Here is a 22382-nt window from a genome sequence, read left to right as displayed (position 1 = left end):
AAATCGAACCATGAAAGCCATTGCCCTGTTGCCCTTGATGTGGGTGGCCGCTATCAGCCAAGCCGCTGAGACGGTGAAGATCTACAACTGGTCCAGCTATATCGCGCCGGACACCACGAAGAATTTCCAGAAACAAACCGGCATCGGTTTCAGCTACGACGTGTATGACAGTAACGAAACCCTCGACGGCAAGCTGATGACGGGTAACTCCGGCTACGACGTGGTGTTTCCGTCCAACCACTTCATGGCACGGCAGATCCAGGGCGGCGCCCTGAAGAAGCTCGACAAGAGTCAGTTGCCCAACTGGAAAAACCTCAACCCCGTACTGCTCAAGGCCCTGGAAAACAACGACCCGGGTAATGCCCATGGCTTCCCGTACCTGTGGGGCAGTACCGGCATCGGCTATAACATCGACAAGGTCAAGGCGGTACTGGGGGAAAACGCACCGGTGGATTCCTGGGACCTGATCTTCAAGCCCGAGTACATGGAAAAGCTCAGCAAGTGCGGGGTAGCGATCCTCGACAACGGCCCGGAATTGCTGCCCATCGCCCTCAACTACCTGGGGCTGCCGTCCCACAGTAAAAAACCCGAAGACTACAAAAAGGCCGAGGCGCTGCTGATGAAAGTGCGTCCCTATGTGGCGTACTTCCACTCCTCGAAATACACCGGCGACCTGGCCAATGGCGACATCTGCGTGGCGGTCGGTTTCTCCGGCGACGTACTGCAAGCCGAAAGCCGCGCCAAGGAGGCCAAGAATGGGGTGAAGATCGGCTATCAGATTCCCAAGGAAGGCGCCGCCATCTGGTTCGACATGGTGGCCATGCCCGCCGATGCCCCCGATGAAAAGGCCGGCTACACGTTCATGAACTACCTGCTGGAGCCCCAGGTGATGGCGGACATCACCAACTCCGTGCACTACGCCAACGGCAACCGTGCAGCGGATAGCCTGGTAGACCCTGAGATCAAGGCGGACACCAAGATCTACCCCAGCGACGAAATGATGGGCAAGTTATTCGCGCTGGAGGCGATGCCGCTGAACATCGACCGGATTCGCACGCGGGTGTGGAACACCATTCGAATGGGCCGCTGAAGAAGTCTGATGTGGGGGGAGGGCGAGCCCCCCATTAATCTGAGTCTTGCATAAACAATTTCAGGCGACCGCATTCTTGTGGTGAGCGGGCTTGTCCCGCGCTGGGGTGCGAAGCGCCCCTGATGAAGACGAATGCGGTGTATCAGGTATTCCTCTGCGCCTGGTTTTGGGGCTGCTGCGCAGCCCGACGCGGGACAAGCCCGCTCACCACAGGGGGCCCAGTTTTCTGCGTGACAGCGCTAGGTCGAAGAGATTGTGGGACCTCCCACACTTGGTTTGAGTACACCCTGGGCTTCACGGGTTTTCCAGGTCATGCCCCAACGACTGGATAAACAACGAAAACAGTTCCGGCTGTGACGAGATGTCCAGCTTCGCGTACAGATGCCGGCGGTGCACCTTCACCGTGTCCGGCGAGATATGCAGGCGCTCGGCCATGGCCTTGGACGAGAATCCGCGCAGTACCAGGCGGGCGATTTCCAGTTCGCGGTCCGAGAGCACACCGCAACCGAATTGGCTCAGTGCATCCCGGATCTGGCTGTCCATGGCCGGCGCGCGCCGGGTGCTTTGTTGCCAGTGCTGCTGCATCAACGGCAGCACCCAGGCGGCCAGCGTCGTCAGCAACCCGGTCTCCTCAACGCTGAATCGCCGCTGCATGCCCAGTGACAGCGACAACGTCCCCGCGCCCGGCAACTGCAGGATCAATTGCACCTCGTCTTCCAGCACGTTGTCGTGGAAGTAGCTGAGGAAATACTCGCTCTGGCGAAAATGGTCCGGCGCCACTTCCTCAAGCCGGTACACGCCGCTGGCATACCCCTCGCGACACGCCTGGAAAAACGGATCGAGCAAATACAGGCCATTGAGGTACACCAGCATCGACGCCGGCTTGCTGCTCGGCTGGGCGTCGTACTCTTCCAGTGCCTGGGGCGCACCATCCACGGGATAGAAGATCGCCAGCGCGTTATCGAAGGGTACGCATTGGTGCAACAACAGCACCAGCTGTTTCCAGAAACGCTCGGTGCCGATGTGCGCAACAGTGCGGCCCAGGCCGGCGTGCATGCCGACTTCACGAAACAGGCTCATGTAGCAAGCTCCCGCCAACAAAAGATCGCCCCAAGGGTTCGGCTTTTGCCGGGTGCCGTCAAGGGGAGTACGCCAATAGGGGAATTGGCTGGCATAAACCCCACGGTTACCTTTGGCATCATTCAGCGGGAAACATATCCCGCCACTTTCAGACCTTTCGTTTCTGCCTCACACCAAGAACAACGACAGAGGATAACGATATGAGCACTTCCCCCACGCCCGACGGCGTGCTGAAACCCACCCTGAGCGTCTTCGATGTGGTGGCCATTACCGTTTCGGCTGTGACCCCCGCCAGTTCCGTTTTCGTGATCGCGCCCTTTGCCATCCAGCAGGCTGGCAGCGGCGTGTTCCTGGCGTTCGTGATGGCAGGGCTGCTCGCGCTGATGTTCGCGTTTTGCTACGCCGAACTGGGCCGCGCCCATAACAGCGCCGGTGGCGAGTATGTGTATGCCAAGCGCGTGTTCGGCGGCATGGCCGGCTACGCGACGTTCCTGACCGTATTGGTGATGCTGCTGTTTATCCCGCCGGTATTGGCCACCGGTGCCGCAACCTACCTCAACAACGCCTTGGGTACCAGATTCGACGCGCAAACCGTGGCCCTGGTGATCGTGGTGTGCAGCTACGCCCTGGGTATCCTCAATATTAAGCTCAACGCCTGGATCACCGGGGCCTGCCTGCTGCTGGAAGTCGCGGCGTTGCTGGTGATCGTGTGCATCGGCTTCGGTAACCCGGTGCAGCCGGCCAGCGTGCTGTTTCAACCCCAGATTGTCGAAAACGGTGTGTTGCACCTGGCGCCCTGGGCCCTGGTGATCGGCGCGGTAGGCATTGGCCTGTTTTCCTACAACGGTTACGGCCCCGCCGTGTTGCTGGCCGAAGACATGAAATGCGGGGGCAAGGGCGTACACAAGGCGGTGCTGTGGTCCCTGGGCCTGGTGGTGGTGATCGAGCTGGTGCCGATCACGGCGCTGCTGATCGGCGCGCCGTCACTGAGTGCGATGATCAGCAGCCCGGACCCCATCGGCTACCTGCTCACCAGCCATGGCAACGAAACGCTGTCGCGCCTGGTCAGCGCGGGCATCTTCCTGTCGGTGTTCAACGCCATCGTCGCCATCGTTATCCAGATTGGCCGCGTGGTGTTCAGCAGCGGGCGCGATGCATTGTGGACGCCTACCATCAACAAGCTGTTTACCCGCATTCATCCGCGCTGGGATTCACCCTGGCTGGCCACGCTGTTCCTGGCGATCCCGTCGGCGTTGCTGAGCTTCAGCTCCAACCTGACCGACCTCACCTCGTTCAGCGTATTGCTGATCATATTGGTGTACCTGGTGGTGGCGTTGAGCGCGCTGATGAGCCGCGTGCTGCTGCGCGACCGCGAGCATCCCTATCGCATGCCGCTGTGGCCGCTGCCGGCGTTGCTGGCTGCACTGGGCGCGGGTTACTTGCTGGTGACCTTGATCTACGCGGCGTCAGTACGCGACATCATGATCATCATCGGCTTGCTGGCCCTGTCGGTGATTCTGTATTGCATCAGTGGCCGGTCGAGTCCGGCCTTTCAAAAATTGTAAGGAGTGGTTATGCGTGCACGTCAATTGGGCATCACGCTGGGGCTGGGCACACCCGGCGAGTTGAATGCCATCACCGACGTTCCCGGGGTTCGGGTCGGTCACTGTACGCTCAAGACCCGCGTCGACGGTAAACAGGTGCGCACTGGCGTCAGCGTGGTCCAGCCCCGCGCCGGGGAAGCGCGGTTGCAGCCATGCTTTGCCGGGTATCACGTGCTGAACGGCAATGGCGACGCCACCGGCCTGGAATGGATCAGCGAGGCGGGCCTGTTGACCACGCCGCTGGCCATCACCAACACCCACAGCATCGGCATCGTGCGCGACACCTTGATTGCCCTGGAGCGCGAGCGCCTGGCGGACCCGGCGGTGTACTGGTGCATGCCGGTGGTGATGGAAACCTACGACGGCCTGCTCAACGATATCTGGGGCCAGCACGTCACCCCCGAGCATGTGCGCCAGGCGCTGGACAGCGCCGAACGCGGCCCCGTGCAAGAAGGCGCGGTGGGCGGTGGGACGGGGATGATCTGCCATGAATTCAAGGGCGGTATCGGCAGCGCCTCGCGCCGTTTGCCGGCAGAGCAGGGCGGTTGGACTGTCGGCGTGCTGGTCCAGGCCAACCATGGCAAGCGCCAGGAACTGCGGGTCGACGGCTATCCGGTGGGCCGCCGCTTGATGGACCTGCCGTCACCCTTTGCCGAACGAGGCACGCCGGGCATGGGCTCGATCGTGGTGATCATCGCCACGGATGCGCCCCTGCTGCCGCACCAATGCCAGCGCCTGGCACAACGCGCGTCTATAGGCATCGCGCGCACCGGCGGTGGCACCGAGGATTCCAGCGGCGACCTGTTCCTGGCCTTCGCCACTGGCAACCAGGAACTGCCGCCAGCGGACTACGCGCGCAAGGGCCTGCCGTTGAGCAGCACCTTGCAGATGGTGAATAACGATCATATATCCCCGCTGTTCAGCGCTGCGGCGGAGGCGGTGGAGGAGGCGATCATCAACGCAATCCTGGCGGGCGAAGACATGGTGACCGACGACGGCGTACAGGTGCCGGGCTTGAAAGGCGAAACGTTGATACGGGCATTGCACGACACGGGCTGGCGCGCGTCCCGATAAGGGAGGGCCAGCGCCGATATATAAATATAAACAGTGGCTGTTTAATGTCGCCAATGACACCGTGACAATACAATGGATCCAATTATCAAGTGCGCCGTTCAACTTGAGCGGCTTTAGCGCTATTTAATATTTAAATAACCCTCCGCTGTCTTTTGTCGGACAACAGCAACGTTGCCCAACAGATACGGCGCCTAACTTGGAATGCATGTTTGTTGCCCGATTTTCATGCTGGAAAAGATGTAGACGAAAGATTTCAAGTTGTGTCAGTTTCGTGACGCCTTCAAAAGAGGCGAGTGATAGGACGATCTCGCCCACGGGATTCCTATCGACCCAAGACTGATGCATTTGCAAACAAGGAAGTACGTTTATGTCAAAAGCAAAAGACAAGGCTATCGTGTCGGCGGCGCAAGCCAGCACCGCTTACTCGCAAATCGATAGCTTCAGCCATCTGTATGACCGTGGCGGCAATCTCACGATCAATGGCAAACCCTCCTACACCGTTGACCAGGCGGCCACCCAGCTGCTGCGCGACGGCGCCGCGTACCGGGACTTTGACGGCAACGGCAAGATCGACCTGACCTACACCTTCCTGACCTCGGCGTCCTCGAGCACCATGAACAAACATGGTATCTCGGGCTTCAGCCAGTTCAACGCCCAGCAGAAAGCACAGGCCGCCCTGGCCATGCAATCCTGGTCGGACGTGGCCAACGTCACCTTCACCGAGAAAGCCACCGGCGGTGACGGCCACATGACATTCGGCAACTACAGCAGCGGCCAGGACGGCGCGGCAGCCTTCGCCTACCTGCCCGGCACCGGTGCAGGCTACGACGGCACCTCGTGGTACCTGACCAACAACAGCTACACGCCGAACAAGACCCCGGACCTGAACAACTATGGCCGGCAGACCCTGACCCACGAAATCGGGCACACCCTGGGCCTGGCTCACCCTGGCGACTACAACGCCGGCGAAGGCGCCCCGACCTACAACGACGCGACCTATGGACAGGATACGCGCGGCTACAGCCTCATGAGTTACTGGAGCGAGAGCAACACCAACCAGAACTTCAGTAAAGGCGGGGTAGAAGCCTATGCCTCTGGCCCGCTGATCGACGACATCGCCGCGATCCAGAAGCTCTACGGTGCCAACTACAACACCCGCGCCGGCGACACCACCTACGGGTTCAACTCCAACACCGGGCGTGATTTCCTCAGCGCCACGTCCAACGCCGACAAGCTGGTGTTCTCGGTCTGGGACGGTGGCGGCAATGACACCCTGGACTTCTCCGGCTTCACCCAGAACCAGAAGATCAACCTCAATGAGGCCTCGTTCTCCGACGTTGGCGGCCTGGTCGGCAACGTCTCCATCGCCAAGGGCGTGACCGTCGAGAACGCGTTCGGCGGTGCGGGCAACGACCTGATCATCGGCAACAACGCGGCCAACGTGATCAAGGGTGGGGCCGGCAACGACCTCATCTACGGTGGCGGCGGCGCGGATCAACTGTGGGGCGGCGCGGGCAACGACACGTTTGTGTTCGGCGCCAGTTCCGATTCCAAGCCAGGGGCGGCGGACAAGATCTTTGACTTCACCTCGGGCTCCGACAAGATCGACCTCAGCGGCATCACCAAAGGGGCCGGCCTGACCTTCGTCAATGCCTTTACCGGGCATGCCGGCGATGCGGTATTGACCTACGCGGCAGGCACCAACCTGGGCACCCTGGCCGTCGACTTCTCCGGGCACGGCGTGGCGGATTTCCTCGTCACCACCGTCGGCCAGGCAGCGGTCAGCGACATCGTGGCATGATGCACGGGCGCGGCGCGCAAGCGCCGCGTCTCCAGGCTGGAGCGTACAGATGCAGCGTTTTTACAATGTGATCGCCTGCGTATTGCAGGTGATGTTCGTGTCGGCAGGAGCCCACGCAATGGCGAGCAGTCTTGTTTTACCCACCAGCGCCCAGCTGGCCGGGCATTGGCAGTTGCACCAGCAGGATCAGGTGTGTGCACTGGACCTGCTTGAGCAGGCTAATGCCCTGGGTGGCGATGTGGCCTGTGTGGCGCAATGGCTGGGGGACAAGCCCCTGACGTGGTCGCCGACCCCGGACGGTATCTGGCTATTCAATGCCGAAGGCAGCGGGATCACCCATTTGAATCGTCAGAAAGACGGCGAGTATCAGGCGCGGACGAAGTCCGGCACCGTGGTTGAATTAAAACGAGTGCCTTAGTTGTTGTTATAAGCCTATAACTCGATTTCATTAGTTGAGCGGCCTCTATCGCGGAGGACGGCAAACTTATGCGCGTAATTTGATTCAAGGAAGATCAGAACCTATGGCCAGGCCCCATGCGGTTGCGCCTTTATTCAAGGCGCTGGGTGAATACAAGAGCATCTTGATCAGCGTCGGCTGTTTTACCGCGTTGATTAACCTGTTGATGCTGGTGCCGTCGATCTACATGCTGCAAGTGTATGACCGTGTGCTCTCCTCGCAGAATGAAACCACCCTGGTGATGTTGACCCTGATGGTGGTGGGCTTCTTTGCCTTTATTGGCCTGCTTGAGGTCATCCGCAGTTTTATCGTGATCCGCATCGGCAGCCAGTTGGAGCGGCGTTTCAACTTGCGCGTGTACAAGGCTGCGTTCGAACGCAACCTGCAACGCGGCCAGGGGCATGCCGGGCAATCCCTGGGGGACTTGACCCATATCCGCCAATTCATCACCGGGCCGGCGCTGTTTGCGTTCTTCGATGCGCCGTGGTTTCCCATCTATCTGTTGGTGATTTTCCTCTTCAACGTCTGGCTCGGGGTGTTGGCCACCGCCGGCGCAGTGCTGTTGATCGGCCTTGCGTGCCTCAACGAATACCTGACCAAGAAACCCTTGGGCGAGGCCAGTGGCTTCTCCCAGCAGTCGACGCAGCTGGCCACCAGCCATTTGCACAACGCCGAAACCATCCAGGCCATGGGCATGCTCGGCGCGTTGCGCCACCGCTGGTTTGCTGTGCATTCGCAGTTCCTGGGTTTGCAGAACAGAGCCAGTGATACCGGCTCGGTGATCACCTCGTTGAGCAAATCCCTGCGCCTGTGCCTGCAATCCCTGGTGCTGGGTCTGGGCGCGCTGCTGGTGATCAAGGGCGACATGACCGCCGGGATGATGATCGCGGGCTCGATCCTGATGGGCCGTGTACTCAGCCCCATCGACCAGTTGATTGCGGTCTGGAAGCAATGGAGTTCGGCCAAGCTGGCCTATCAGCGGCTGGACGAACTGCTGCGCGAGTTCCCGCCGGAAGTGGAGCAGATGAAATTGCCCGCACCCAAGGGCCAGGTCAGCTTCGAACAGGTCAGCGCGGGGCCGCCCGGGCGGCGCATGCCCACCCTGCATCAGGTCAGCTTCAGCCTCGGCGCCGGCGAAGTGCTCGGCGTGCTTGGCGCCTCGGGCTCCGGCAAATCCACCCTGGCCCGTGTGTTGGTGGGCGTGTGGCCGACCCTGGCCGGCACCGTGCGCCTGGACGGTGCGGACATTCACCGCTGGGACCGCGACGACCTCGGCCCGTACATCGGCTATCTGCCCCAGGACATTGAACTGTTCAGTGGCAGCATCGCCGACAACATCGCACGTTTTCGCGAGGCCGACCCCGAGCGGGTGGTGCGGGCTGCGCAGCAAGCCGGCGTGCATGAATTGATCCTGCGCCTGCCCCACGGTTATGACACGGTCCTCGGCGATAACGGCGGTGGTCTGTCCGGCGGCCAGAAACAACGCGTAGCTCTGGCGCGTGCGCTGTACGGCGGGCCGCGCTTGATCGTCCTGGACGAGCCCAACTCCAACCTCGACACCGTCGGCGAAGCCGCGCTGGCCAGCGCCATTGTCCAGATGAAGGCCCAGGGCAGCAGTGTGGTGCTGGTGACCCATCGTTCTTCGGCCTTGGCCCAGGCCGATAAATTGCTGGTGCTCAACGAAGGGCGTTTGCAGGCATTCGGGCCGAGCCAGGACGTGCTGCGGGCGTTGTCCGGCCACCGTGACCAAGCGCCCCAAGGTAGGAGCGAGCTTGCTCGCGAAGGGCGTTAACGATGATGCGCCCTGATTGGATACACGCGGTGACGCTGAGTTTTTCGCGAGCAAGCTCGCTCCTACAGGTTTTGCGTCAAGCAGTAAGGATGTCAGCATGATTCATGAACAACACGACGCCCGATTTTTCGTACGCATGGGCTGGCTGCTGACCGTGGTCGGTGCCGGTGGCTTTTTCCTCTGGGCCAGCCTGGCGCCCCTGGACCAGGGCATCCCGGTGCAGGGCACGGTGGTGGTGTCGGGCAAACGCAAGGCGGTGCAAACCTTCAGCCCCGGCGTGGTCAGTCGGATCCTGGTCAAGGAGGGTGAGCTGGTGAAGCAAGGCCAGCCGCTGTTCCGTCTCGACCAGACCCAGAATCAGGCCGACGTGCAGTCCCTGCAGGCCCAGTACCGCATGGCCTGGGCCAGCGTCGCGCGGTGGCAGAGCGAGCGCGACAATCAATCCGCTATCACCTTTCCCGCCGAGCTGAGCAGCAACCCCGATCCCGCACTGGCGTTGGTCCTGGAAGGCCAGCGCCAATTGTTCAGCAGCCGTCGCGAAGCCTTTGCCCGTGAACAGGCAGGCATCCGCGCGAATATCGAGGGCGCCACCGCACAGCTCAACGGCATGCGCCGCGCCCGCAGCGACCTGACCGCCCAGGCCCAGTCCCTGCGCGACCAACTGAGCAACCTGCAACCCCTGGCCGACAACGGCTATATCCCGCGCAACCGGCTGATGGAGTACCAACGCCAGCTGTCCCAGGTGCAACAGGACCTGGCGCAGAACACCGGAGAGAGCGGCCGGGTGGAGCAGGGCATCCTTGAATCGCGCCTGAAATTGCAGCAGCACAGCGAGGAATACCAGAAGGACGTGCGCAGCCAATTGGCCGACGCGCAATTGCGCAGCCTGACCCTCGAGCAGCAACTCACCTCGGCCGGCTTCGATCTGCAACACAGCGAGATCAACGCACCGGCTGACGGCATTGCGGTCAACCTCAGCGTGCACACCGAAGGCGCCGTGGTGCGTGCCGGTGAAACCCTGTTGGAAATCGTGCCCCAGGGCACGCGCCTGGAAGTGGAAGGGCATTTGCCGGTGCACCTGGTGGACAAGGTCGGCACGCACCTGCCGGTGGATATCCTGTTCACCGCCTTCAACCAGAGCCGCACCCCGCGTGTGCCGGGGGAGGTCAGCCTGATTTCCGCCGACCAGATGCTCGACGAAAAAACCGGCGCGCCGTATTACGTATTGCGCACCACCGTCAGCGAGGCAGCACTGGAGACACTCCACGGCCTGGTCATCAAGCCGGGCATGCCCGCCGAGATGTTTGTGCGCACCGGCGAGCGTTCGTTGCTCAATTACCTGTTCAAGCCGCTGCTCGACCGCGCCGGCTCCGCGTTGACCGAGGAATGAGCATGAAAGCTGTGTTCATCGCCTTGCTGTTTACCTGCATTAACGCCCAGGCCGCCATGGGCCCGTTCGATGTATACGAACAGGCCTTGCGTAACGATCCGGTGTTTCTCGGTGCGATCAAGGAGCGCGACGCCGGCCTGGAAAACCGCACCATCGGCCGCGCAGGCTTGCTGCCCAAGCTGTCGTATAACTACAACAAGGGCCGCAACAACTCCCAGGCCACCTTGCCCGACGGCCGCGGCGGCAATTACCACGACGACCGCAACTACAACAGCTACGGCTCGACCTTCAGCCTGCAACAGCCGCTGTTCGACTATGAGGCCTACGCCAACTACCGCAAGGGCGTGGCCCAGGCGCTGTTCGCCGATGAAAGCTTTCGCGACAAGAGCCAGGCGCTGCTGGTGCGGGTGCTGAGCTATTACACCCAGGCGCTGTTTGCCCAGGACCAGATCGACATCGCACGGGCCAAGAAGAAGGCCTTCGAGCAGCAGTTCCAGCAGAACCGGCACCTGTTCCAGCAGGGCGAGGGCACCCGCACCGATATCCTCGAAGCCGAGTCGCGCTATGAGCTGGCCACCGCCGAAGAGATCCAGGCGCTGGACGAGCAGGACGCCTCGCTTAGAGAACTGGGTGCGCTGATCGGTGTGCAAAGCGTCAACATCGACGACCTCGCCCCGTTGAACGAAGGTTTCGCCGCGTTCACCCTGACCCCGGCCAACTACGACACCTGGCATGAACTGGCGATCAGCAACAACCCCACGCTGGCGTCCCAGCGCCAGGCCCTGGAAGTCGCGCGTTATGAAGTGGAGCGTAACCGCGCCGGACACCTGCCCAAGGTCACTGCGTACGCCAGTTCGCGCCAGCAGGAGTCCGACAGCGGCAACACCTACAACCAGCGCTACGACACCAACACCATCGGCGTCGAAGTGAGCCTGCCGTTGTATGCCGGTGGCGGCATCTCCGCGTCCACCCGCCAGGCCAGCCGCGCCATGGAACAGGCCGAGTACGAGCTGGAAGGCAAGACCCGCGAGACCCTGATCGAACTGCGTCGGCAGTTCAGCGCGTGCCTGTCTGGCGTGAGCAAACTGCGCGCTTACCAAAAGGCCCTGACCTCCGCAGAAGCACTGGTGCTGTCGACCCAGCAGAGCATCCTCGGTGGCGAGCGGGTCAACCTCGATGCGCTGAACGCCGAACAACAGCTCTACAGCACGCGGCGCGACCTGGCCCAGGCGCGTTACGACTACCTGATGGCCTGGACCAAATTGCACTACTACGCCGGCAACCTGCGCGACACCGACCTGGCCAAGGTGGATGAGGCGTTCGGACCGGCACCGCATTAATTGGCTTTCTCGACAATTCCAACAACAGAGAGGCAATACCATGGGTGTGTTCGACTATAAAAACCTCGGAGCCGAGGGCTCCAAAGCGTTGTTCGCCGATGCCATGGCGATCACGCTGTACGCCTATCACAACCTGGATAACGGCTTTGCCGTGGGCTACCAGCACAACGGCCTGGGGCTCGGTTTGCCGGCCACGCTGGTCGCTGCACTGCTGGGCAGTACGGATTCCCAGGGCGTGATTCCCGGCATTCCCTGGAACCCGGATTCGGAGAAAGCCGCCTTGGAGGCCGTGCAACAAGCCGGTTGGACGCCCATCAGCGCAAGCACCCTGGGCTATACCGGCAAGGTCGACGCCCGAGGCACGTTCTTCGGCGAAAAAGCCGGCTACACCACAGCCCAGGTCGAGGTGCTGGGCAAGTACGATGAAGCCGGCAAGCTGCTGGAAATCGGTATCGGTTTTCGCGGTACGTCGGGCCCTCGGGAAACGCTGGTCAGCGACTCCATTGGCGATCTGGTCAGCGATCTGCTCGCAGCGTTGGGCCCCAAGGATTACGCGAAGAACTATGCCGGTGAAGCCTTTGGCGGCCTGCTCAAGAACGTCGCCGAGTACGCCAGTGCCCACGGCCTCAGCGGCCACGACGTAGTGGTCAGCGGCCATAGCCTGGGCGGCCTGGCGGTCAACAGCATGGCCGACTTGAGCAGCAGCAAATGGGCGGGGTTCTACCAGGACGCCAACTACGTGGCCTACGCCTCGCCGACCCAGAGCGCTGGCGACAAGGTGCTTAATATCGGCTACGAAAACGACCCGGTATTCCGTGCGCTGGACGGATCATCCTTCAATTGGTCATCGTTGGGCGTGCATGACAAACCCCATGAATCGACCACCGACAATATCGTCAGCTTTAACGACCACTACGCTTCGACGCTGTGGAATGTGCTGCCGTTTTCCATCACCAACCTGCCGACCTGGATCTCCCATTTGCCTACGGCTTATGGCGATGGGATGACGCGCATCCTCGAGTCCGGGTTCTATGGGCAGATGAGCCGCGACTCGACGATTATCGTCGCCAACCTGTCCGACCCGGCACGCGCCACCACCTGGGTGCAGGACCTCAACCGCAATGCCGAACCGCACAAGGGCGATACCTACATCATTGGCAGTGACGGCAATGACCTGATCCAGGGCGGCAAAGGCGCGGACTTTATCGAGGGCGGCAAGGGCAATGACACGATCCGCGACAGCAGCGGGCATAACACCTTTTTGTTCAGCGGGCAGTTTGGCCAGGACCGGATTATCGGCTATCAAGCGACGGACAAGCTGGTGTTCAGGGACGTTGAGGGGAGTGCGGATTACCGTGATCACGCCAAGGTCGTGGGCGGGGATACGGTGATCAGTTTTGGCGCGGATTCGGTGACGTTGGTGGGGGTGGTTGGCTTGTCGGGGGAGGGGATTGTGATCGGTTAAAACGGTGGGAGGGGGCAAGCCCTCTCCCACATTTGATCAGTGCGGGCCGCTGGAAATCAGTCTTCCTTGCGCACCGTGGCCACATCGTCGGCTTTGACCCGGATGCGCTTGCCGGCGATATCGGTGAACTCATAAAACCCGTCGGCCGTCTTGGTTTTTGGAGAGTCCTTGGTCAAATACTGCGTGCCATTTTGCAGTGTCACTACGGTTTGCGTCGCGCAACCGGCCAATACCAGAAAAGTGAGTGCAACCAGTGGCAGCCCCAAATTCTTCATGTTCATAACCCTTACCTTTAACCCTGAAAAATCCCACGCCAGGGACGCGGGCGACAAATGTTACGCCATCGACTCCCCATCTGATCATTTTTATGCAAAAAGTTGCGTGTGCCATTTATCTATTACCGATTGCAACACCGCATTTACGACGGCACTCTGTATGCATAACCAGTATTCGACCAATGCGTACCATGGCCAATCCCCTCGAAAACCCGCTCTATTACCTGCATAACTTCCGCCAGGTCCTGCATTGGCTGGGGCAACGCTATGCCGATCTGCTCGACCCTGACGAAGAGCATTTCATTCAGCAATTCGACAGGTTGCCGCAAGCCTCCCAGGCGCTTTTGGTGCGCATGGTGATGCGCAAGGGCGTGCATTTTCGTGCGGGCAAGCTGCACTACGTGGAGATCGGTTGCCCCCATGCCGCTGCCGCGCCCCTGCGGGAATTGGGATGGGTGGACGACAACCACCTTCTGGCATTTGAAGCATTATTCGCCTTGCTGCAAAAAGGCGAGATTCTCAGCACCTTCGCACCCTGGATCGACCAGCCCAAGGGCAAGAAGGCCGATTGGCTGGAAGGGTTGGCGGCGCAGTTCACCGACACGCGCCGTTTCGCCGACTGGTGCCCGGACCTGGCCGACACGCTGTACAGCCTCACCGTGATGGAGTTATGCGACCGCCTGCGGCTGATGTTCTTCGGCAACCTGCACCAGGACTGGTCCGAGTTTGTCCTCGCGGACCTGGGCATCTACACCTATGAAAAAGTCGAGTTCTGCGCCGAATCGCGGGGGTTGCGCAGCCGCGCCGACGTGCACGGTTTTCTGTTCCTGCACCAATGCCAGCAGGCGTTTGAACGCGGTGAGGCGCTGGCGCAGGTGCTGGCTGAAGTGGCCACGCTGAACACCGACAACCCCTGGCTGGAAAAGCGCCGGGCCAAGCTGTTGTTCCAGCTCGGCCAGTATTGCGAGCGCGGTGCCGAGTTGGACCTGGCGCAGCAGGTCTACCGCACCTGCGCCTACCCCGGCGCCCGCGCGCGGCTGATTCGCGTGCTGGAGCGCCAGGAGGATTACGCCCAGGCCATGGCCCTGGCAAGCATCGCGCAACAGGCACCGGAAAGTGCCGCCGAACAGCAACACCTGTTGCGCGTCATGCCCCGCCTGCGCCGCAAGCTCGGCGAACCCCGGCTGCCGACGCTCAAATCCCGTGAAGTCACGCGCCTGGACCTGGAACTTGCGCTGCCGGAGCCGTTGATGTCGGTGGAATCCTGTGTCCAGGCCCACCTGAGCGCACCTGATGCACCGGTGCACTACGTCGAGAACGGCCTGATCAATTCGCTGTTCGGCCTGCTGTGCTGGGATGCGATCTTCGCACCACTGCCGGGGGCGTTTTTCCACCCGTTCCACCGTGGGCCGGCGGACCTGCACAGCGAAGACTTCCACGCGCGCCGCGTCCCCCTGTTTGACGCGTGTTTTGCGCAACTGCAGGACGGGCGCTACACAACCACCATCCGCCAACGCTACCTCGATAAGTGGGGGATCCAGTCGCCCTTTGTGTTCTGGAACCTGCTCAGTGAAGACCTGCTGGAACAAGCCTTGGCCTGTCTGCCGGCCGAACACCTGCGCTACTGGTTCGAACGGTTGCTGCTGGATATCCGCGCCAACCGCGCCGGCATGCCGGACCTGATCCAGTTCTGGCCGGCGCAGAAGACCTATCGCATGATCGAGGTCAAGGGCCCTGGCGACCGCCTGCAGGACAACCAGCTGCGTTGGCTGGAGTTCTGCGGTGAATACCAGATGCCCGTCACCGTCTGCTACGTACGCTGGGCGGAGCAACCCGCTTGAGCTACAGCGTAGCCGTGCGGGCGCTGTGTGAGTTCACCGCCAAGGTCGGCGACCTGGACCTGCGCTTTACCCCGTCGCCCAGCGCCCAGGAAGGTATAGCGGGCCATCGCACCGTGGCCTCACGCCGCAGTGCGCACTACCAGAATGAAGTGGCCCTGGAAGGCGAGTACCAGCAACTGACGGTGCGGGGCAGGGCCGATGGCTACGACCCGGACGCCAACCGCCTGGAAGAAGTGAAGACCTATCGAGGCGACCTGGCTGCCCAGCCCGCCAACCACCGGCAACTGCATTGGGCCCAGGCCAAGGTGTACGGCTGGTTGATGTGCCAGAAGCTTGGCCTCACGGATATCGACGTGGCGCTGGTGTATTTCGATATCGTCGGCGAAGGCGAAACCCTGCTCAATCAACGTTTCCAGGCGGACGAGCTGCAAGCGTTCTTCAATCAGCAATGTGCACTGTTTCTCGGCTGGGCCCGCCAGGAAATGCAGCACCGTGAAGCGCGCGACGTTGCGGCGCAGACCTTGGGTTTCCCCCATGCCGATTTTCGCCCCGGCCAACGCACTCTGGCCGAGTCGGTGTACAAGGCCGTCAGCACCGGCCGTTGCCTGATGGCCCAGGCCCCCACGGGCATCGGCAAGACCATCGGCACGATCTTCCCGCTGCTCAAGGCCCTGGCGCCCCAGCAACTGGACAAGGTGTTTTTCCTCACCGCCAAGACCCCCGGTCGCCAACTCGCCCTCGATGCAGCCAAGGTGCTGCATGCCAGCAGCGACCTGCCCCTGCGTGTTCTCGAGCTGGTGGCGCGGGACAAGGCCTGCGAGCACTTGGACAAGGCCTGTCACGGCGACGCCTGCCCCTTGGCCAAGGGCTTCTACGACCGTTTGCCCGCCGCGCGCCTTGCCGCGTCCAAGGTCCGCCTGCTCGACCAACACAACCTGCGCAATGTCGCCCTCGATCACAGGGTGTGCCCCTATTACCTGAGCCAGGAAATGGCACGCTGGGCCGACCTGGTGGTTGCCGACTACAACTACTATTTCGACTTCGGCGCCATGCTCTTCGGCCTGGCCCAACTCAACCAATGGCGCGCTGCCGTGCTGGTGGACGAAGCCCACAACCTGGTGGAACGTGCGCGCTCGATGTACAGCGCGAGCCTCGACCAGTACAGCCTGAAGATCCTGCGCGACACCGCGCCCGAGCCGCTGAAGAAACCCCTGCAGCGCCTCAACCGCGAATGGAACGCCCTGCACAAAGACCAGGTCGCGCCGTACCAAGCCTATGCCTCCAGGCCGGACAAACTGCTCCAGGCCCTGAACCTGTGCACCAGCGCCCTGGGTGATTACTTCAACGACCACCCCGAAGCCCTCAGCGGTGACCTGCAAGCCTTCTACTTCGAAGCGCTGCAATTTACCAAGGTCGCCGAGCTGTTCAACGAGCACTTCATCTTCGACATCAGCAAGCGCCAGCTCGGCGGCAAACGCAGCAGCTCGACCCTGTGCCTGCGTAACGTGGTACCCGCCGAATTCATCCGGCCGCGCTTGACGGCGGCCCGCAGCAGCGTGTTGTTTTCCGCCACCTTGAGCCCTCGCCACTATTACGCCGACCTGCTGGGGCTGCCAGCGGACACGGCCTGGGTCGACGTGGAGTCGCCGTTCAAGGCCGAACAACTGCACGTGCGCATCGTCGGCGACATTTCCACCCGCTTCGTGCATCGCCAAGCCTCGCTGGCGCCGATTGTCGAGCTGATCGCCCGCCAGTTCGCCCGGCAACCGGGCAACTACCTGGCGTTTTTCTCAAGCTTTGATTACCTCCAACAGGTGGCGCAACTGCTCGCCGAAACACACCCGCGGATCCCGCTGTGGCAACAGTCGCGGGGCATGGCCGAGGCTGAACGCCAAGGCTTTCTCGATCAATTCACCGAGCACAGCCAAGGCGTCGGTTTTGCCGTGCTGGGCGGCGCGTTCGGTGAAGGCATCGACTTGCCGGGCACACGCCTGATCGGCGCATTTATCGCCACCCTGGGATTGCCGCAACTCAACCCGGTCAACGAGCAGATAAAACTGCGCATGGCGGCGATTTTTGGCGCAGGGTACGACTACACCTACCTGTACCCCGGCATCCAAAAGGTCGTGCAGGCGGCGGGGAGGGTGATCCGCAGCCAGCACGACCGGGGTGTGGTGATGTTGATGGATGACCGGTTTGGGGAGGGCCGGGTGCGACAGTTGTTGCCGAGGTGGTGGGCCATTGATTGAGTTATTCCTGCCATCAATGATGCTGGTTCTTGCACGACGGATCCCCCAGGCTAGGCAAAACATCCAGGAAAGGCCCCACCCATGAGCCAACTGCCCCCGCAAAAGATCCCTGTAAACGGTATTGAGCTATGGGTGCATGTCGCGGGGCCGGAACAGGGCCACCCCATCTGGCTGCTCCATGGGTTTCCCGAGTGCTGGCACTCCTGGCGTGAACAGATACCCGCGCTGGCCGCCGCAGGCTACCGGGTATTTGCCCCTGAAATGCGCGGCTACGGCCAATCCAGCGCACCCGCCGAGATAGCCGACTACGACGTGATGACCTTGTGCGGCGATATCCAGCAGGCCATGGACCATTTCGGGCACGAACAGGTCGTGATGGTCGGCCATGACTGGGGCGCCGTGGTGGCCTGGCACCTGGCGTTGCTCGAGCCGGAGCGCGTCACTCGGTTGGTCACGATGTCCGTGCCTTTCGCCGGGCGTGCTCGGCGGCCGGTGATCGAGATCATGCGCGAGCTGTATGCCGACCGCTTCAATTACATCCTGTATTTCCAGGAACCGGGTGTAGCCGAGCAGGAATTGGATGCCGATATCGAACGCACCTTGCGCCTGTTCATGCAGGACCAGGATGTGTTTCTACAGCAGAAACCGGCCACCGCCACGTTGCTTGAGGGCACTTCAACGCCCGGTGCATTACCGCACTGGTGTACACAGGCAGACCTCGACGTGTACGTGCAAACCTTCGCCGAACACGGCTTTCGCGGCCCGCTGAACTGGTACCGCAACTTCGAGCGCAACTGGCAGCGCACCAAACTCCTCGCCGGCCGCCAGGTGTTGCAACCGACCTTGTTCCTGATTGGCGACCGCGATCCGGTGGGGGTGTTTGAGGCCCATACGCTCAAGCGCATGCCTGAGTGGGTGCCTGACCTTGAACTGCATAGCCTGGCCAACTGCGGTCACTGGATCCAGAACGAGCAGGCGCAACGGGTCAATGCGCTGGTGCTCGAGTTTTTAGGGCGGGTCCGGTCACTTGACTGATGGTCAGCAGTCGCATATCGCTTTCGCCATTCTCAGCCCTGGTGCCGACGACATTAGTCTTGTCTCCACACCAGTAGAGCAAACAACATTAGATAAAGTCTGTTAGACCCGTCTGAAGCGAATATCGTCAATTTCATAGTCGTTACCATAGCTGGTAATTACATGGCTATTAATATAAAGCGTCAGTGTTTCGCTGTTGGCCGTCAGTGTTCCTGATAAGGTCAGCCAATTAACCAGATCTAAAAGCTTTGCTGGAGTTGTAAGTGATCCTTGAGAGGTACTTAGAGAGAGTGACGGGGGTTCAAATCGCCCGTCGAATCTCCTGGCTTTTATACTGAATTCGTACAGCTCATTCCGCCTTAAGTTGTTAAAAGTCTGACTGAAAATAACACCGCTTTTATCGCCGGGGGGATAGGTGTAGTTATGAAAAACCGTATTTTCTGCGTATGTTCTGAACTCGATATCCTGCTTGTTACTGAGTGCTATTCCCGGCAACCATCCGTTTAAATTACTGTTGTGGAAGTCGGTGATATGGTCGAGTCCCGTACGAATACGCAACGCGAGAATCGGTGAAAATCGTCTGGGAACATTAGCCCGGGCCAAACTGTATTTCAGCCTTATGGATCTATCCAGGTTTCCAGTGATGAAGTTCCGTGCGATAGGGATTTCCAGTGTTTTCCCTGCCTGGTCATTATTTAACGTCACCTGAACGGAGGTGCTGATGACATCTCCATCCAAATCCAACTTAATCACATCACCGCCCAGACTGTCGGTAAGCGGCAGCGTAACCATCAAGTGGGGGCCAAAATTATCCGGGTCCAGATAGTTACCCGAAGCGCTTTCAACCCTCACCGCTGGCAGTGTTCTTGTGGGTTCGCCCACTTGCAGCTGAAGACGTTGGGATTGCCGATGGGGTGACTGGTCGATGCGTTCGTAATACACCTCGACAGGCAATGTATTAAAGCGCCTGACTTGTGCATTCGGAACGGTAAATGAAAGTTCCCGGTCGTCCGGAATAGGTCCCAGCACAAACTCTTCAGCAAAGTTAACCGAGTGTGCGGCCCATACTATTCGGATGCGTGTGGTGGCGGTCCAGCCAAATTGGGCACGGTATTTAACCGTGGCATTTGAGTTTGGATTCAATTCTCCGTCTGGCGCTTCTACGATGCTCGGTGCGGGCCAGGCGATGAACTCGCCCTTAACCGTTACCCGTACTTTTCTTGACGGCAACCATACATCATCTCTGGCCTTATAGAGGTTGTAGTACATAATTGCAGTGCCGCCGACGATTGCGCTGACAATTTCGTTGGGCACGTCGAAGTCTTCGATGAAGTTGACAAGGTTGACGTCTCTCTCCTCACCATGGAAAAAAGGCAAGTTATAAGTGTCTCGGCCCTCCCATTCAAATGCAATTTTGTCGTTGCGCTCGAAAAAGTCGTTATCGATGAATATCTGGACGACCTGTGCAGCATCACCCAACTCATCAAGTTCAACGGTTTCTCCGGCTTGCTTAAGGAACGGTGGCCGTGGCCGCAAGAGCCCGAGGTTGACTTCTACTCGCTGTGTCTCCGACCAGTTCGATTTGGAATCGGGATCAGCCGGGTAGTTACCGCCCACATCCTTGATTTGCATGGCCACCGGCATGTTCACGTAATGAGGGTTCTCTTTGATCTGCTCGGGGGTAATTAACATTTCAAATGGCCGTTGCACCTCACTGGCCGTCACCACGTGTTCGATGAGCGTGGAGCCCCAGGCGATACGGCAGGTGTCCCACTCGGCCATATTTTCCCAGGGGTGGATTTCGAGCACTACACCGCGATTTGCCCGGGCCATATCCACGTGGCTGCCGGCCTCCAGGTCGGCAGGCAGAAAAAACACCAGGCCCTGGTTGCCGTCGGCGTCCGGGTTGGGGTCAGGGTAACCCGGGCGACTGCGTTTCACCCTGAGCTTCAACGGTTTGGTTTTAGAGCGGTTGCCGCTGGGGCGCTGGATCAGGCAATAGACTTCGGCCCACTCCGGCAGAATTTGCTCTTTATTCACCGTGAGGCTGAAAAACCGGTTCCCCAGGTTGTCCGGTTGGATGATGAGGTAATCCACCGGGGCTTCAGGGTTGTTCCAAATCAGGTAGATCTCCGTGTCCAGCACTACCCCCGGGAACGCCAGGAGCAGCACCTCCAGATTATGTTCCACATGTCGTGCGCCCAGTGCGCCGTCAGACTGGGTATCCCCTTCGGGAGGGGGTTCGATACCGCTGATCAGCACTGGGCCCAGGTCATAGTCATTGCGGGGACGGCGGGCCGGGGTTCTGGTTTTACGGGACATGGTCAGGCCTCCAAGAGGGGCGGTGTGGCTGATAGAAACCGCAGCAGCTTCATCTCCCACGGCCCGGCGCACCAATCCGTACTTCCTGGCGTAACGATTCGTTTAGCGATGTGCTGCGCGCCAGAATATTTTCGGGCTCATACACGTAATAGAGTTCAGGGGTGGTGCCGTCGAACCTCAAGAGATCTTCATAGGGAATCAGGCGTCTTATCGGCACGCCTTCAGGCACCTGCCCCACGGTAAATAGGTCGTCGTAGAGGATCAGGTCATGGCTGCCCGGTATCACGTAACGCATAAGCAACATGATCTTGTCAGTGGGCCTGCGCCATGCGTACCAAGGAATTTCGACGGCGGCGCCACCGGTGGGGATGGGGTTGACGACATGGGAGGGGTATCGCAAAAAAATAGGCGCCTGCAATCGGATGATCGCGTCCTGCACGGCGGCGGAGGCGATTTTTGAGTAACCCACGATATTGAGCCCTTGGAACAGGATAAAGCTGATCTCCACTTTGCCACCGGCCACGGCACGCACTTTGTCATGAGGTACGAAAAAATCATGAGGCCGGCCGGCCGCTACGATGGGGATGTATTGATTGTGCAGTACCCTGCCTCCCAGCTTTGGGTAGCCCTGGTAAGACACAAAATACGTGTAGCCAACAGGGCCCTCCCACGGATAAGTGAACAACTGCATATGCAAAGGCCCGCCGTTAAGTGACTCAAGGTCGATCAAGCCTGGATAGTGCTGGGTCGCGAAGATAGGCGCGGCATAGTTGGCGCTGCCCACGTCCACGAGCACCGGGACGTTGCGCGAGCGGGGGGTGGATACATTGCGGACGGCGTCGACAACCTGGAAACTCACCAACCTATTGGTGCCGTTACCGATCGAGATGATTTGATCGCGGTTGAGTTTTATCTCGGTCTGTTGACCGACACCGGTCACTTGCTGAGGGGGAGCCAGAAAACTACCAACCTGGCATTCAATGCGATCCAGTGCATGCATATTCGGATAAGGCTCGAAGGTCAGGGTCACGCCCCGCCCGGCCTGAATTTCCCTGATCTCTGTATCGGATATTTTGAAATTGAGTTCGGAATGGCCGGGAGTGATGTGGTCCTGATCCTCGCCGGCGGGGAGGGTTCGCTTGACCATCAGGGTCAGCGGATAAGAGAGGTCATTGGATGGGCCGCCGGTGTACCACACCCTGTACCCCAGTATCAGATCCCCATTGGGGAGGTCGCTGTCCGAAATGGCAAAGGAGAAGCTGCTGCGGGCTTCTTCTCCAGGTTCCAGGGTTTTCTCTGCAAGTACCTTCATCCCCACTATAGAAAGCACCTCAATCTTGTCTCCGGGTTTCGCGGGCCAATTCTTGTCCACCGACACGGTCAGGCCTCTGGCCAGCAACCAGAGCGGAATACCACCGTCATAGCCCGCAAATGCAGGGGACATCCCAGGGACTCGCAGGGTGTCAAGAAACTTGGGTTTGACCGGCGAGGCCTTCTTGGGTTTGGTCGTGGCGGGCTTGCTGTTCTTGGTAGGCATGGCTTTCTCCAATAGAAAGTTGTCACGCTT

16 protein-coding genes are annotated in these 22382 nt (G+C 60.2%); 12 read left to right on the top strand and 4 right to left on the bottom strand.

Annotated elements, in window-relative coordinates; genetic code table 11:
* Positions 1 to 10: 10 nt before the first annotated feature.
* Positions 11 to 1090, top strand: coding sequence for a polyamine ABC transporter substrate-binding protein (locus BFP99_RS04635; protein WP_065946725.1), 1080 nt, complete (start codon positions 11 to 13; stop codon positions 1088 to 1090).
* Positions 1091 to 1384: 294 nt separating this feature from the next.
* On the opposite strand, the gene BFP99_RS04630 is transcribed toward BFP99_RS04635, so the two are convergent.
* Positions 1385 to 2170: a helix-turn-helix transcriptional regulator gene (locus BFP99_RS04630; RefSeq protein WP_065927591.1), complete on the bottom strand. Its 786-nt coding sequence runs from the start codon at positions 2168 to 2170 to the stop codon at positions 1385 to 1387.
* Between the two features lie 200 nt (positions 2171 to 2370).
* Between BFP99_RS04630 and BFP99_RS04625 the strand changes: the two genes are divergently transcribed.
* The 8 genes from BFP99_RS04625 (at position 2371) to BFP99_RS04590 (ending at position 13093) form a co-directional block, all read left to right on the top strand.
* Positions 2371 to 3735, top strand: coding sequence for an APC family permease (locus tag BFP99_RS04625; RefSeq protein ID WP_065927590.1), 1365 nt, complete (start codon positions 2371 to 2373; stop codon positions 3733 to 3735).
* Between the two features lie 9 nt (positions 3736 to 3744).
* Positions 3745 to 4848: a DmpA family aminopeptidase gene (locus BFP99_RS04620; RefSeq protein WP_065946724.1), complete on the top strand. Its 1104-nt coding sequence runs from the start codon at positions 3745 to 3747 to the stop codon at positions 4846 to 4848.
* Between the two features lie 367 nt (positions 4849 to 5215).
* On the top strand, positions 5216 to 6649 hold the full coding sequence (locus BFP99_RS04615) for a serralysin family metalloprotease (protein ID WP_065927588.1): 1434 nt from the start codon (positions 5216 to 5218) through the stop codon (positions 6647 to 6649).
* Positions 6650 to 6698: 49 nt separating this feature from the next.
* Positions 6699 to 7067 carry an AprI/Inh family metalloprotease inhibitor gene (locus tag BFP99_RS04610; RefSeq protein WP_027605779.1) on the top strand — a complete coding sequence of 123 codons (369 nt, stop codon included), beginning with the start codon at positions 6699 to 6701 and terminating at the stop codon, positions 7065 to 7067.
* Positions 7068 to 7170: 103 nt separating this feature from the next.
* Positions 7171 to 8898: a type I secretion system permease/ATPase gene (locus tag BFP99_RS04605; protein ID WP_065946723.1), complete on the top strand. Its 1728-nt coding sequence runs from the start codon at positions 7171 to 7173 to the stop codon at positions 8896 to 8898.
* 97 nt (positions 8899 to 8995) lie between these two features.
* The gene (locus tag BFP99_RS04600) at positions 8996 to 10288 is read left to right on the top strand and encodes an HlyD family type I secretion periplasmic adaptor subunit (RefSeq protein ID WP_065927586.1); all 1293 of its coding nucleotides are present in this window, start codon (positions 8996 to 8998) and stop codon (positions 10286 to 10288) included.
* Between the two features lie 2 nt (positions 10289 to 10290).
* Positions 10291 to 11628: a TolC family outer membrane protein gene (locus BFP99_RS04595; RefSeq protein ID WP_065927585.1), complete on the top strand. Its 1338-nt coding sequence runs from the start codon at positions 10291 to 10293 to the stop codon at positions 11626 to 11628.
* A gap of 40 nt (positions 11629 to 11668) precedes the next feature.
* Positions 11669 to 13093, top strand: coding sequence for a polyurethane esterase (locus BFP99_RS04590; RefSeq protein WP_065946722.1), 1425 nt, complete (start codon positions 11669 to 11671; stop codon positions 13091 to 13093).
* 56 nt (positions 13094 to 13149) lie between these two features.
* Here the strand turns inward: BFP99_RS04590 and BFP99_RS04585 are convergent, their stop codons facing one another.
* The gene (locus BFP99_RS04585; RefSeq protein WP_027605784.1) at positions 13150 to 13374 is read right to left on the bottom strand and encodes a YgdI/YgdR family lipoprotein; all 225 of its coding nucleotides are present in this window, start codon (positions 13372 to 13374) and stop codon (positions 13150 to 13152) included.
* Between the two features lie 185 nt (positions 13375 to 13559).
* On the opposite strand from BFP99_RS04585, the gene BFP99_RS04580 reads away from it, so the two are divergent.
* The 3 genes from BFP99_RS04580 to BFP99_RS04570 all read left to right on the top strand — a co-directional run bounded on the left by BFP99_RS04580 (position 13560) and on the right by BFP99_RS04570 (position 18493).
* A complete protein-coding gene (locus tag BFP99_RS04580; RefSeq protein ID WP_065946721.1) occupies positions 13560 to 15209 on the top strand; it encodes a VRR-NUC domain-containing protein in 1650 nt (549 codons plus the stop codon).
* On the top strand, positions 15206 to 17458 hold the full coding sequence (locus tag BFP99_RS04575; RefSeq protein WP_065946720.1) for an ATP-dependent DNA helicase: 2253 nt from the start codon (positions 15206 to 15208) through the stop codon (positions 17456 to 17458). Before BFP99_RS04580 ends, BFP99_RS04575 begins: the two co-directional genes overlap by 4 nt.
* 81 nt (positions 17459 to 17539) lie before the next feature.
* Complete coding sequence (locus tag BFP99_RS04570) at positions 17540 to 18493, top strand: alpha/beta fold hydrolase (RefSeq protein WP_065946719.1); 954 nt, start codon at positions 17540 to 17542, stop codon at positions 18491 to 18493.
* Positions 18494 to 18595: 102 nt separating this feature from the next.
* On the opposite strand, the gene BFP99_RS04565 is transcribed toward BFP99_RS04570, so the two are convergent.
* Entirely contained in the window at positions 18596 to 20815 is a 2220-nt protein-coding gene (locus BFP99_RS04565) for a hypothetical protein (RefSeq protein ID WP_141690750.1), read from the bottom strand.
* 49 nt (positions 20816 to 20864) lie between these two features.
* Positions 20865 to 22352: a hypothetical protein gene (locus BFP99_RS04560; RefSeq protein ID WP_065946717.1), complete on the bottom strand. Its 1488-nt coding sequence runs from the start codon at positions 22350 to 22352 to the stop codon at positions 20865 to 20867.
* Positions 22353 to 22382 lie beyond the last annotated feature (30 nt).

Origin of the sequence: Pseudomonas sp. 1 R 17, from assembly GCF_900067035.1 — a bacterium.
Lineage (GTDB): Bacteria > Pseudomonadota > Gammaproteobacteria > Pseudomonadales > Pseudomonadaceae > Aquipseudomonas > Aquipseudomonas marginalis.
The sequence above is the reverse complement of the archived record's forward strand: the minus strand, read 5'-3'. Positions and strand labels throughout refer to the sequence as shown.